Here is a 12,688-nt window from a genome sequence, read left to right as displayed (position 1 = left end):
ATAGACGTTTCCCTACACCAGATTGCCGGAGTTCTCCCCATGGCCGAAATCAAGGAAGCACGTGTCCCCGATATCGGTGACTACAGCGATATCCCGGTAATCGAGGTGCTTGTTGCCGTCGGCGATACGGTGAAGAAGGACCAGGGCCTGGTCACGCTGGAAAGCGATAAAGCGACCATGGAGGTGCCGTCCTCGGTGGCCGGCGTGGTCAAGGAAATCAAGGTCAAGCTGGGCGACAGCCTGTCCGAAGGCAAGGTCGTGGCGCTGATCGAAGTGGCCGACGGCGAGGCTGCCCAGCCGGCCGCTGCTGCCGCTGCGCCGGCGCCGGCCAAGGCCGCTGCTCCGGCCGCGGCCACCCAGGCGGCTCCCGCTGCCGCCCCGGCTCCGGCCGCTGCCGCCCCCGCTGCCAGCGGCGGCGCGGTTGAAGCGCTGGTGCCGGATATCGGCGACTACAGCGGTATTCCGGTCATCGAAGTGCTGGTCGCCGTGGGCGATACGGTGAAGAAGGACCAGGGCCTGGTCACGCTGGAAAGCGACAAGGCCACCATGGAAGTGCCGTCGTCGGTCGCCGGCGTGGTCAAGGAAATCAAGGTCAAGGTCGGCGACAATCTGTCGCAGGGCAACGTGGTCGCCATCATCGAAGCCGAAGGCGCTGCCGCCCCGGCCCCGAGCAAGGCCGCCGCTGCCGCCGCCCCGGCCGCCGCCGAGACGGCCACCAAGGTCGAGCCGGTCGCCGTGCCGGCACAGCCGGACAAGCTGGCCGCCCGCGAGATCGCCAGCGCCCCCTCGGCCGGCGCGCCGAGCAGCCCGCCGGTGCAGTTCAACGCCGATGGCGTGCTGCCGGCCAAGGTGCCCTACGCATCGCCGGTGGTACGCGTGTTCGCCCGTGAGCTGGGTGTCGACCTGCTGCAGGTCAGCGGCAGCGAGAAGGGCGGCCGCATCACCAAGGCCGACGTGCAGAAATTCGTCAAGGCCGCGCTCAGCGGCGGCGCTCCGGCGGCTGCCGGTGGCACCGTGGCCGCCGGCGGTGGCCTCAACCTGCTGCCGTGGCCGAAGGTCGATTTCAGCAAGTTCGGCGACGTTGAAGTGCAGCCGCTGTCGCGCATCAAGAAGATCTCCGGTGCGAATCTGGCCCGCAACTGGGCGATGATCCCGCACGTCACCCAGTTCGAGCAGGCCGACATCACCGACCTGGAAGGCCTGCGCGTGGCGTTGAACAAGGAGAACGAGAAGGCCGGCATCAAGCTGACCATGCTCGCCTTCCTGATCAAGGCCAGCGCTGCGGCGCTGAAGCAGTTCCCGGAGTTCAACGCTTCGCTGGATGCCAGCGGCGAGAACCTGACCCTGAAGAAGTACTTCAACATCGGTTTCGCGGCCGATACCCCGAACGGCCTGGTCGTTCCGGTCATCCGCGATGTCGACAAGAAGGGCGTGGTGCAGATCGCGCAGGAAACCGGCGAGCTGGCCAAGAAGGCGCGCGACGGCAAGCTGGGCCCGGCCGACATGAGCGGCGGCTGCTTCTCGATCAGCTCGCTGGGCGGCATCGGCGGCACCGCGTTCACCCCGATCGTCAATGCACCGGAAGTGGCCATCCTCGGCGTCTCCAAGTCGTCCATTCAGCCGGTCTGGAACGGCAAGGAATTCGCACCGAAGCTGATGCTGCCGCTGTCGCTGAGCTACGACCACCGCGTCATCGATGGCGCCCTGGCCGCACGCTTCACCACGTACCTCTCGCAGGTGCTGGCCGACATGCGCCGCGTGCTGCTGTAAGGCACCGCTTCGCCCCCACCGTGCGGCCGCTGCCCCTGGCGCGGCCGCCTGTCGAAACGCAGTGACAGCCCACCGGCCACGCCGGTCGGGCACGAGGAAAACCCACCATGGCCACGATTGAAATCAAGGTTCCCGACATCGGCGATTACAGCGATGTACCGGTGATCGAAGTGCTGGTCGCCGTTGGCGATACGGTGAAGAAAGACCAGGGTCTGGTGACCCTGGAGTCGGACAAGGCCACCCTGGAAGTGCCGTCCTCGGCTGCCGGCGTGGTCAAGGAAATCAAGGTCAAGCTGGGCGACAGCCTGTCCGAAGGCGCGGTCGTCGTGCTGCTGGAGACCGAGGGCGCCGCTGAAGCGCCGGCCAAGGCTGCTGCGCCGGCCCCGGCTGCAGCCGCTCCGGCCAGCAAGCCGCCGGTGACCCCGTCGCACCGCGCCCCGGCCGAGCCGGCAGCACCGAAGCCGGCGCTGGCCAGTGGCAAGGCCGCCGACATCGAATGCGAAATGGTCGTGCTGGGCTCGGGCCCGGGCGGCTACACCGCCGCCTTCCGCGCCGCCGACGTCGGCCTGGATACGGTGCTGGTCGAGCGCTATGCCAGCCTCGGCGGCGTCTGCCTCAACGTGGGCTGCATTCCGTCCAAGGCACTGCTGCATGCCGCAGCGGTGATCGACGAAGTCGCCCACGCCGGTGATTTCGGCGTCGAGTTCGGCAAGCCGACCATCACCCTGGACAAGCTGCGCCAGTACAAGGAAAAGGTCGTCAACCAGCTGACCAAGGGCCTGGCCGGCATGGCCAAGCAGCGCAAGGTCCGCAACGTGCAGGGCGTGGGCAAATTCGTGTCGGCCAACGAACTGCTGATCACGGCTGAAGACGGCAGCACGCAGCTGCTGCGCTTCCAGAAGTGCATCATCGCCGCAGGTTCGCAGGCGGTGAAGCTGCCGAACTTCCCGTGGGACGACAAGCGCGTGATGGACTCCACCGACGCACTGGAACTGGCCGAAGTGCCGGGTTCGCTGCTGGTCGTGGGTGGCGGCATCATCGGCCTGGAAATGGCCACCGTGTATGGCGCGCTGGGCAGCAAGGTGACCGTGGTCGAGTTCATGGACCAGCTGATGCCGGGCGCCGACAAGGACCTGGTCAAGCCGCTGGCCGACCGCCTGAAGAAGCAGGGCATCGAGGTCCATCTGAAGACCAAGGCCTCCGGCGTGACCGCCGATGCCAAGGGCATCACCGTGACCTTCGAAGCCGCCGAGGAAGGGCAGACGCCGGCATTGGCGCAGGGCACCTTCGACCGCGTGCTGGTGGCCGTGGGCCGCTCGCCGAACGGCAAGAAGATCGACGCGGACAAGGCCGGCGTGCAGGTCACCGACCGCGGCTTCATTCCGGTCGACCGGCAGATGCGCACCAACGTGCCGCACATCTTTGCCATCGGCGATATCGTCGGCAACCCGATGCTGGCCCACAAGGCCACGCATGAGGGCAAGCTGGCGGCCGAAGTGGCTGCCGGCCACAAGAAGGAATGGGTGGCCCGCGTGATTCCGTCGGTGGCCTACACCAACCCGGAAATCGCCTGGGTCGGCGTGACCGAGACCGAAGCCAAGGCCAAGGGCCTGAAGGTCGGCGTGGCCAAGTTCCCGTGGGCCGCCAGCGGCCGCGCGATCGGCATCGGTCGCACCGAGGGCTTCACCAAGCTGATCTTCGACGAGGACAGCCATCGCATCATCGGTGGTGCCATCGTCGGTGTGCATGCTGGTGATCTGCTGGCCGAGATCGGCCTGGCGATCGAGATGGGTGCAGAGGCCGAGGACATCGGCCACACCATCCATGCGCACCCGACGTTGAGCGAATCGGTGGCGATGGCCTCGGAAATCTACGACGGCACGATCACCGATCTGTACATGCCGAAGAAGAAATAAGGCGCCCGCGCCTTTGCGAATAATGCGAATAAAAAGCCCCGGCATTGCCGGGGTTTTTTTGTTGGGCGTCGATCAATCTCATTGCGAGCGGTGGGGCCGCTGCGTGGGCGGCAGGCGTTTCGACAAATGTCCCCCGTCGTCCGCCTGCGGCGGTCGCCTCCTCCTTTACTTTGTCGAAACGCCTGCCGCCCGCGCAGCGGCTCGGCTTGCGGAAAGAGGAGCCACAGCCGCTGCCACGGCAACGGCCGCGTGGATGCCTGACACGCTGAGGGAGAGGGGGCTGGGTGCGAAGTAAAGGAGGAGGTGACGGCCGCAGGCCGGCGCCGGGGGACATTCGCACGCAGCCCCCTCTCCCTCCAGCGCTCGACCAACCCGCTTCTGCTCTTCTGTCAGAAACCCACAAAAAACGCGGCCCCCGATGTTCCGGAGGCCGCGCCAGGAGAGAGAGTGCTGTGGAAGGGAAGCAGGGCTTAGAAGGTGACGCTGATACCGGCCACCGGGCCCTTGAATTCCTGCTTCAGGCCGATGGTGCCGTCGCTGCCCTTCTTGTCCGCATCCAGCTTGAACCAGTCGTAGCCGGCGAACACGCCGAAGTTGTCGGTGAAGCGGTAATCGACGATCGCGTTGGCGCGGCTGAGGTCACCCTTGTAGTCGTCGAAGCTGCCCCAGCGCGTGTTGAGGTACTGGCCCTGCAGCGTGATCATCCACTTTTCGGACGGGGTGAAGCTCAGGCGTGCACCGACCACCGGCGCAACACCGTCGGTCTTCTCGTCCAGGAACTGGCCTTCGTACACCGTGCCAAGGTCGGCGTAGCCCTTGGTGCTGACCTTCGCGTACTCGGCACCCAGCTGCAGGCCGAGGTCGAACTTCTCGGTGTCCACCACCGAGTAGTCATACACCAGGCTGGCCACCTGATACTTCAGCTCGGCCTTGACGAAGCTGTCGGCCGGCACGTTGACGTTGCCGAAGGAAATATCCTGGCCGAGCGTCTCGCGGCGGTCCTTGTCGTACTTGAAGTAGTTGAACAGCAGGCGCTGGCGGTTGCTGATGCGGAACATGCCGTCGATACGCGGCTCCCATTCCTTGCCACCCAGCTTGAAGTCCTCGGAGAAGCCGATGTCCTGGCCGGCGACATTGGTATTGCCGCGCAGGGTGTTGTCCGAGTCGATGTTCATCGCACCCAGGCGCAGGGCGAAGCGGTCATCGCCTTCGGCGGCATGGGCGGCGGAGGCGAACGACGCGCCGGCGGCGAGAAGCGAGAGGGCAAGCAGGGTGGGGACGGAGCGCATCGAAAGAGTCCTTGCAGTGGTTCATCGGAATGAAGGCCACTTTGCCGGACGTCGCTGTCCACCATTCGTGAAAGTATGGTCCACGCGGTGTGGACGGTTCAGCGCTGTCGCTGCCGTGCGAAAAAGATGGCCCCGGAGCGGCGCTTCGGGGCCATCATGGGACCTGCAGGCGAAGCGTCGACGAGGTAGCTGCAGGCAGGTCGCAGGATCGGACCATCACCGTCGGCGGAAAGTTCCGTCGTCTGCGACCAAAGTTCAATACGTTGCGGCGCAACATCGCGCAGTTGTCATTGTCCCCGTGGTGGGCTGTAGAAGCGCAGCCCTTACCGCAACTTGCGCTGTTCCGATATGAACAGGCACCGGTTGTCTCGCAAATTGTCCCATTGCTATAATTTGGCGGCTCGATGAGGCCCCCCTGCTGTAGTCGCCTCAGCCATCCACTTGTAACCACGCGGGACGTCCTGTGCTGAACTCCGTAGAAACGGGTCGGCGACTGATGCTGCGCGCCGCGGTCTACCCGCTGGCCGCAGTGGCTGTCCTGGCTCTGGCCTTCCTGCTGGTAGGGCCGAAATATGCCCTTGGTGCCCTGGCATCCGGTGTGGCGGTTTCGGCCGGTGGTTGGGTGGCGGCACGGATGGCACTGGGTGGTGGTGCGCTGGGGGCCGGTTCGGCCATGGCACGCCTGATCGTTGCGATCGTGGCCAAGTGGGCGCTCGTTTTTGGTGTCCTGATGGTGGGGTTCCTGGTCTTCAAGCTGCCTGCATTGGCGCTGTTGGCCGGTATCGCCGTCGGGCTGATGTTCCAGGTCCTGGCCATGGCCAGGCGCTAATCGAATTCATTTAACTTAAGGTTCCGGACACATGGCAGGCGAGGCGCTTACACCCACCTCCTACATCCAGCATCACCTGCACAATCTGACGGCAGGTCATGGCTCTCCGTGGGCAATCCACGTGGACACGCTGGTGACCTCGCTGCTGATGGGCCTGGTGATGGTCGTCGCCTTCTGGCTCGGCACCCGCAAGGCCACCTCCGGCGTGCCGGGCAAGTGGCAGGCGTTCGTCGAGATCTGCCTGGAGTTCGTTGACCGCCAGGCCAAGGACACCTACCACGGCACCAGCAAGCTGGTGACCCCGATCGCGATCACGATCTTCTTCTGGATCCTCCTGATGAACCTCATCAAGATGATCCCGGCCGACTTCATCGCCAAGCCGCTCGAACTGATGGGCGTGCCGTACTGGAAGCCGGTCCCCACCGCCGACGTCAATGCCACCCTGGGCATGTCGATCAGCGTGTTCTTCCTGATGCTGTTCTTCGCGCTGCGCGCCAAGGGCTTTGGCGGTTTCGCCAAGGAATTCCTGACCGCACCGTTTGGCAAGTGGATGATGCCGTTCAACCTGATCCTGAACATCGTCGAGTGGCTGAGCAAGCCGATCTCGCTGGCGATGCGACTGTTCGGCAACATGTTCGGCGGTGAAATCGTGTTCCTGCTGATCTGGGTGCTGGGCGGTGCAGGTATCGCCGGCATGTTTGCAGGCGCGTTCGCCGGCTTCGGCTGGATGCTGTTCCACCTTCTGGTGATTCCGCTGCAGGCCTTCATCTTCATGATGCTGTCCATCGTGTACCTGAGCCTGTCGGAAGACGCTCACTGAGTTTCGCTTCACCCTTCATCCGTTTGTTTCTAATCCCTTAGCAATCAAGTTCCTGGAGAAAACCATGTACTTCGCCGTCCTGACCAATCTCGCCCAAGTTCAGAGCTCCACCGTCCTCGCCGTCGGCATCATGATCGGCCTGGCCGCGCTGGGCGCCGGTCTGGGTCTGGCCATCATGGCCGGTAAGTTCCTGGAGTCGGCCGCGCGCCAGCCGGAACTGATCCCGGTCCTGCAGGTCCGCATGTTCATCACCGCCGGCCTGATCGACGCCGCCTTCATCATCTCGGTCGCCGTGGGCCTGCTGTTCGCCTTTGCCAACCCGATGGTCGGCGAGTTCGTCTCGCGCCTGCCGGCAATCGCTGGCTGATCCAGCGAAAGCGAAACGACCGGGCGCCGCAGGCGCCTGGTCGCGGATGAAGGTTCGGAGGCGCCGCCCATGTGGCGGCGCGTCCATCCCGTCACAACCGACTGAGCGAACCCCATGGATATCGGTTTTACCCTCATCGCCCAGGCCCTGGCCTTTGCCGCCCTGATCTGGCTCATCGCGACCAAGATCTGGCCGCCGCTGATGAACGCGATCGAAGAGCGCCAGCAGAAGATCGCTGAAGGCCTCGCTGCTGCCGACCGCAGCCAGAAAGATCTGGCCCAGGCGCAGGACAAGGTCAATGAAGCGCTGAAGGAAGCCCGCACCAAGGCCAACGAGATCATCGACCAGGCCCACGCGCGTGCCAACCAGATCGTCGACGCGGCCCGCAACGAAGCTGTTGCCGAAGCCACCCGTCAGAAGGACCTGGCCCAGGCCGAAATCGACGCCGCCGCCAACCGTGCCCGTGAAGATCTGCGCAAGCAGGTGTCCGCGCTGGCCGTGACCGGTGCCGAAAAGCTGCTCAAGCGCGAAATCGACGCCAACGCCCACAAGGCGCTGCTCGACGAGCTGGCCTCGGAGATTTAAGGATGAGCCAGGCCCTCACGCTTGCCCGCCCGTACGCCCGCGCCGCCTTCGCGACCGCGCGTGACGAAGGCGCGTTCGCGCCGTGGTCGGACGCTTTGGCGTTCTCCGCCCACGTCGCCGCCGACCCGCGCGTGGCGGCCCTGCTCGCCAACCCGGAGCTGGGTCGCGATGACGCCGTCGCCCTGCTGGCGCCGGAGTCCCGCGGCGAGACCTACTCGCGCTTCCTGGCTGTGCTTGCCGAATCGCATCGCCTGCCGCTGCTGCCGGAAATCGCTGGCATGTTCGACGCGCTGCGCGCCGAGGCCGAGCACGTGGTCAAGGCCACGGTGACCTCCGCGGCCGAGCTGTCGGTTGCCGAGCTGGACGCGATCAAGGCCGCGCTGCGCAAGCGCTTCAACCGCGAGGTCGAAGTGGCCACCGCGGTCGACGCCTCGCTGATCGGCGGCGCTGTGATCGACGCCGGCGACGTGGTCATCGATGGTTCGCTGAAGGGCAAGCTGGCCCGTCTGCAGACCGCGCTCGCTAACTGAATTCATTTAACGTCCGGCCCCGCTGCCGGCACTAGGACTTGACGATGGCAACCACGCTCAACCCCTCCGAAATCAGCGAACTGATCAAGAACCGCATCGAGAAGGTCAAGCTGGCCGCGGAATCGCGCAACGAAGGCACCGTGACCAGCGTGTCCGACGGCATCGTGCGCATCTTCGGTCTGGCCGACGTGATGCAGGGCGAAATGATCGAACTGCCGAACAACACCTTCGCCCTGGCCCTGAACCTGGAGCGCGACTCGGTCGGCGCCGTGGTCCTGGGTGGCTACGAGAAAGTGCGCGAAGGTGACGTCGCCAAGACCACCGGCCGCATCCTGGAAGTGCCGGTCGGTCCGGAACTGCTGGGCCGCGTCGTCAACGCGCTCGGCGAGCCGATCGACGGCAAGGGCCCGCTGGCCACCCAGCTGACCGCTCCGGTGGAGCGCGTTGCGCCGGGCGTGATCTGGCGCAAGTCGGTCGACCAGCCGGTGCAGACCGGTTACAAGTCGGTCGACTCGATGATCCCGATCGGCCGTGGCCAGCGCGAGCTGGTCATCGGTGACCGCCAGACCGGCAAGACCGCGCTGGCCATCGATGCGGTGATCAACCAGAAGGGCACCGGCATCAAGTGCGTGTACGTAGCGATCGGCCAGAAGGCCTCGACCGTTGCCAACATCGTGCGCAAGCTGGAAGAGAACGGCGCCCTGGCGCACACCATCGTGGTGGCTGCCACCGCGTCCGAATCGGCCGCGATGCAGTACATCAGCGCCTACTCGGGCTGCACCATGGGCGAGTACTTCATGGACCGCGGCGAAGACGCGCTGATCGTGTACGACGATCTGTCCAAGCAGGCCGTGGCCTACCGCCAGATCTCGCTGCTGCTGAAGCGCCCGCCGGGCCGTGAAGCCTACCCGGGTGACGTGTTCTACCTGCACTCCCGTCTGCTCGAGCGCGCTGCCCGCGTGTCCGAGGAATATGTCGAGAAGTTCACCGAAGGCAAGGTCACCGGCAAGACCGGTTCGCTGACCGCGCTGCCGATCATCGAAACCCAGGCCGGCGACGTCTCCGCGTTCGTTCCGACCAACGTGATCTCGATCACCGACGGCCAGATCTTCCTGGAAACCGATCTGTTCAACGCCGGCATCCGCCCGGCCGTGAACGCCGGTATCTCGGTGTCGCGCGTCGGTGGTTCGGCGCAGACCAAGATCATCAAGAAGCTGTCCGGCGGCATCCGTATCTCGCTGGCCCAGTACCGCGAGCTGGCTGCGTTCGCGCAGTTCGCTTCGGATCTGGACGAAGCCACCCGCAAGCAGCTGGAGCGCGGCCAGCGCGTCACCGAGCTGATGAAGCAGAAGCAGTACGCGCCGATGTCGATCGCCAACCAGGCGCTGTCGATCTACGCCGTCAACGAGGGTTACCTCGACGACGTGCCGGTCAGCAAGCTGCTGGCGTTCGAAGAAGGCCTGCACGCGCACTTCGCCAACACCCAGGGCGAGCTGATCGGCAAGGTCAACGCCACCGGCGGTTGGGACAACGACATCGAAGGTGCCTTCAAGAAGGGCATCGTCGAGTTCAAGACCACCGGCAGCTGGTAATCGAGGTCCTGTAGAGCGGAGCGATGCTCCGCTGGACCAGACGATCAAACGGTTGAACAACGCGGGGCCCAGGCCCCGCGCCACGGGAATAAAAGATGGCAAGCGGACGCGAAATCAAAACCAAGATCAAGAGCGTGCAGAACACCCGCAAGGTGACGCGCGCCCTGGAAATGGTCTCGGCCTCCAAGATCCGCAAGGCGCAGGATCGGATGAAGACCTCGCGTCCGTACGCGCAGGCGATGAAGCAGGTGATCGGCCACCTGGCGCAGGCCAGCACCGATTACCAGCATCCGTTCCTGGTCGAGCGTGAGCAGGTCAAGCGGGTCGGTTTCATCGTGATCTCCTCCGATCGCGGTCTGGCCGGCGGCCTCAACAACAACCTGTTCCGCAAGATGCTTGGCGAAGCCAAGGCCTGGCAGGACAAGGGCGCCGAAGTGGACCTGGTGACCATCGGCCAGAAGGCATCGACCTTCTTCCGCCGGGTCAAGGTGAACATGGTCGGCACGGTGACCCACATCGGCGACACGCCGAAGCTGGAATCGCTGATCGGTGTGATCAAGGTCATGCTCGACGCCTTCACCGAAGGCAAGGTCGACCGCGTGTATCTGGTCTACAACCGCTTCGTCAACACGATGGTGCAGAAGGCCAGCTTCGATCAGCTGCTGCCGCTGCCGGCCGCCGAGAAGCAGGTTGCGCACCACGACTGGGACTACCTGTACGAACCCGATGCCGCGACCGTGCTCGAGCACGTGATGACGCGTTACATCGAGTCGCTGGTGTACCAGGCGCTGCTGGAAAACGTCGCTTCCGAGCATGCCGCGCGCATGGTGGCGATGAAGTCGGCCAGTGACAACGCCAACAAGCTGATCGGAACCCTGCAGCTGGTCTACAACAAGGCCCGCCAGGCAGCGATCACCCAGGAAATCTCCGAAATCGTCGGCGGCGCGGCAGCAGTCTGACCGCGTTCGTTAAAAGCACACATTTAGAGGATGCAGCAATGAGTCAGGGCAAGATCGTTCAGATCATCGGCGCCGTCGTCGACGTCGAATTCCCCCGCGAGTCGGTGCCGAAGGTGTACCACGCGCTGAAGGTGGACAACACCGAAATCACCCTGGAAGTGCAGCAGCAGCTCGGTGACGGCGTGGTCCGCTGCATCGCGCTGGGCTCCACCGATGGCCTGAAGCGCAACCTGGTGGCCACCAACACCGAGCGCGGCATCTCCGTGCCGGTCGGCGCTGGCACCCTGGGCCGCATCATGGACGTGCTCGGCCGTCCGATCGACGAAGCCGGTCCGGTCGCCGCCAGCGACACCTGGGAAATCCACCGCGCTGCTCCGTCGTACGAAGACCAGTCCCCGGCCACCGAGCTGCTGGAAACCGGCATCAAGGTCATCGACCTGATGTGCCCGTTCGCCAAGGGCGGCAAGGTCGGCCTGTTCGGCGGCGCCGGCGTCGGCAAGACCGTCAACATGATGGAACTGATCAACAACATCGCCAAGGCGCACAGCGGTCTGTCCGTGTTCGCCGGCGTGGGTGAGCGTACCCGTGAGGGCAACGACTTCTACCACGAGATGAAGGACTCCAACGTCCTGGACAAGGTCGCGATGGTGTACGGCCAGATGAACGAGCCGCCGGGCAACCGTCTGCGCGTCGCCCTGACCGGCCTGACCATGGCCGAGTACTTCCGCGACGAGAAGGACGAGAACGGCAAGGGCAAGGACGTGCTGCTGTTCGTCGACAACATCTACCGCTACACCCTGGCCGGTACTGAAGTGTCGGCACTGCTGGGTCGTATGCCGTCGGCAGTGGGTTACCAGCCGACCCTGGCCGAGGAAATGGGCGTCCTGCAGGAGCGCATCACCTCGACCAAGAATGGTTCGATCACCTCGATCCAGGCCGTCTACGTGCCGGCCGATGACTTGACCGATCCGTCGCCGGCGACCACCTTCGCCCACCTTGACTCGACCGTGACCCTGTCGCGTTCGATCGCTTCGCTGGGTATCTACCCGGCGGTCGATCCGCTGGATTCCACCAGCCGCCAGATGGACCCGCTGGTCATCGGCCACGAGCACTACGACACCGCCCAGCGCGTCCAGCAGACCCTGCAGAAGTACAAGGAACTGAAGGACATCATCGCCATCCTGGGCATGGACGAACTGTCCGAAGAAGACAAGCAGGCCGTGTCGCGCGCCCGCAAGATCGAGCGCTTCTTCAGCCAGCCGTTCCACGTGGCCGAAGTGTTCACCGGCTCGCCGGGCAAGTACGTGTCGCTGAAGGACACCATCCGTGGCTTCAAGGCCATCGTCGATGGCGAGTACGACCACCTGCCGGAGCAGGCGTTCTACATGGTCGGCAGCATCGAAGAAGCGGTCGAGAAGGCCAAGAAGATGGCCGAGAAGGCCTGATGCGGCAGGGACGGGCACACGCCCGTCCCGACCGTGACACGGGGTGGGCCTGCGCCCACCGCTGCGGAATCCCTGCGGTGGGTTCGACCCGCCCCCTAGCGAAGAGAGTTACATGAGCACCATCCGTTGCGACATCGTCAGCGCCGAGCAGGAAATCTTCCGTGGCGAAGCGACCCTGGTCGTGGCCACCGGTGAGCTGGGCGAACTGGGCATCGCGCCCAAGCACGCACCGCTGATCACCCGCCTGAAGCCGGGCAAGGTGGTAGTGACCACGCCGAGCGGCGAGCAGCTGGATTTCGCCATTTCCGGCGGCATCCTGGAAGTGCAGCCGCAGGTGGTGACCGTGCTGGCCGACACCGCGATCCGCGCACAGGACATCGACGAAGCCTCGGTCCGCAAGGCCAAGGAAGAAGCCGAGCGCATCCTGGCCAACCGCGGCGAAGCGATGGAAGTGGCCGAAGCCCAGCAGAAGCTGGCCGAAGCCGTTGTCCAGCTGCAGGCGCTGGAGCGCCTGCGCAAGACCCTCAAGCACTGAACCGTGCCGAGGTGACACCTCTGCCTGCAAGGCATGGGTGAGTGCAGGAAC

At 64.8% G+C, this 12,688-nt stretch carries 12 protein-coding genes; 11 read left to right on the top strand and 1 reads right to left on the bottom strand.

Annotated features, from left to right (window positions below; translation table 11 throughout):
• Window positions 1-39 precede the first annotated feature (39 nt).
• Window positions 40-1,770 (top strand): dihydrolipoyllysine-residue acetyltransferase, encoded by a 1,731-nt coding sequence (aceF, locus tag QP457_RS18890; RefSeq protein ID WP_100553630.1) that lies wholly within the window; start codon window positions 40-42, stop codon window positions 1,768-1,770.
• A 107-nt stretch (window positions 1,771-1,877) separates the two neighbouring features.
• On the top strand, window positions 1,878-3,686 hold the full coding sequence (gene lpdA, locus QP457_RS18885) for a dihydrolipoyl dehydrogenase (RefSeq protein WP_205405524.1): 1,809 nt from the start codon (window positions 1,878-1,880) through the stop codon (window positions 3,684-3,686).
• Window positions 3,687-4,156: 470 nt separating this feature from the next.
• Here the strand turns inward: lpdA and QP457_RS18880 are convergent, their stop codons facing one another.
• Window positions 4,157-4,975 (bottom strand): hypothetical protein, encoded by an 819-nt coding sequence (locus QP457_RS18880; protein ID WP_089237057.1) that lies wholly within the window; start codon window positions 4,973-4,975, stop codon window positions 4,157-4,159.
• 496 nt (window positions 4,976-5,471) lie between these two features.
• Between QP457_RS18880 and QP457_RS18875 the strand changes: the two genes are divergently transcribed.
• The 9 genes from QP457_RS18875 to QP457_RS18835 all read left to right on the top strand — a co-directional run bounded on the left by QP457_RS18875 (window position 5,472) and on the right by QP457_RS18835 (window position 12,637).
• Window positions 5,472-5,804 carry a hypothetical protein gene (locus QP457_RS18875; RefSeq protein WP_032952006.1) on the top strand — a complete coding sequence of 111 codons (333 nt, stop codon included), beginning with the start codon at window positions 5,472-5,474 and terminating at the stop codon, window positions 5,802-5,804.
• A gap of 31 nt (window positions 5,805-5,835) precedes the next feature.
• Window positions 5,836-6,624, top strand: a complete 789-nt coding sequence (atpB, locus tag QP457_RS18870) for a F0F1 ATP synthase subunit A (RefSeq protein ID WP_089237055.1) — start codon at window positions 5,836-5,838, stop codon at window positions 6,622-6,624.
• Between the two features lie 64 nt (window positions 6,625-6,688).
• A complete protein-coding gene (atpE, locus tag QP457_RS18865) occupies window positions 6,689-6,991 on the top strand; it encodes a F0F1 ATP synthase subunit C (RefSeq protein WP_089237053.1) in 303 nt (100 codons plus the stop codon).
• A 114-nt stretch (window positions 6,992-7,105) separates the two neighbouring features.
• Window positions 7,106-7,576 (top strand): F0F1 ATP synthase subunit B, encoded by a 471-nt coding sequence (locus QP457_RS18860; protein ID WP_025877365.1) that lies wholly within the window; start codon window positions 7,106-7,108, stop codon window positions 7,574-7,576.
• Between the two features lie 2 nt (window positions 7,577-7,578).
• Window positions 7,579-8,106 (top strand): F0F1 ATP synthase subunit delta, encoded by a 528-nt coding sequence (locus QP457_RS18855; RefSeq protein WP_089237051.1) that lies wholly within the window; start codon window positions 7,579-7,581, stop codon window positions 8,104-8,106.
• A gap of 44 nt (window positions 8,107-8,150) precedes the next feature.
• Window positions 8,151-9,698 (top strand): F0F1 ATP synthase subunit alpha, encoded by a 1,548-nt coding sequence (gene atpA, locus QP457_RS18850; RefSeq protein WP_205405523.1) that lies wholly within the window; start codon window positions 8,151-8,153, stop codon window positions 9,696-9,698.
• Window positions 9,699-9,793: 95 nt separating this feature from the next.
• Window positions 9,794-10,657, top strand: coding sequence for a F0F1 ATP synthase subunit gamma (gene atpG / locus QP457_RS18845; protein WP_089237047.1), 864 nt, complete (start codon window positions 9,794-9,796; stop codon window positions 10,655-10,657).
• 38 nt (window positions 10,658-10,695) lie between these two features.
• Window positions 10,696-12,102, top strand: coding sequence for a F0F1 ATP synthase subunit beta (gene atpD / locus QP457_RS18840; protein ID WP_089237045.1), 1,407 nt, complete (start codon window positions 10,696-10,698; stop codon window positions 12,100-12,102).
• 112 nt (window positions 12,103-12,214) lie between these two features.
• Complete coding sequence (locus tag QP457_RS18835) at window positions 12,215-12,637, top strand: F0F1 ATP synthase subunit epsilon (protein ID WP_025877355.1); 423 nt, start codon at window positions 12,215-12,217, stop codon at window positions 12,635-12,637.
• Window positions 12,638-12,688: the final 51 nt, after the last annotated feature.

It is taken from the genome of Stenotrophomonas sp. As-7 (assembly GCF_030291015.1).
Classification (GTDB): Bacteria; Pseudomonadota; Gammaproteobacteria; order Xanthomonadales; family Xanthomonadaceae; genus Stenotrophomonas; species Stenotrophomonas lactitubi.
This window is presented reverse-complemented; position numbering and strand designations above follow the sequence as displayed.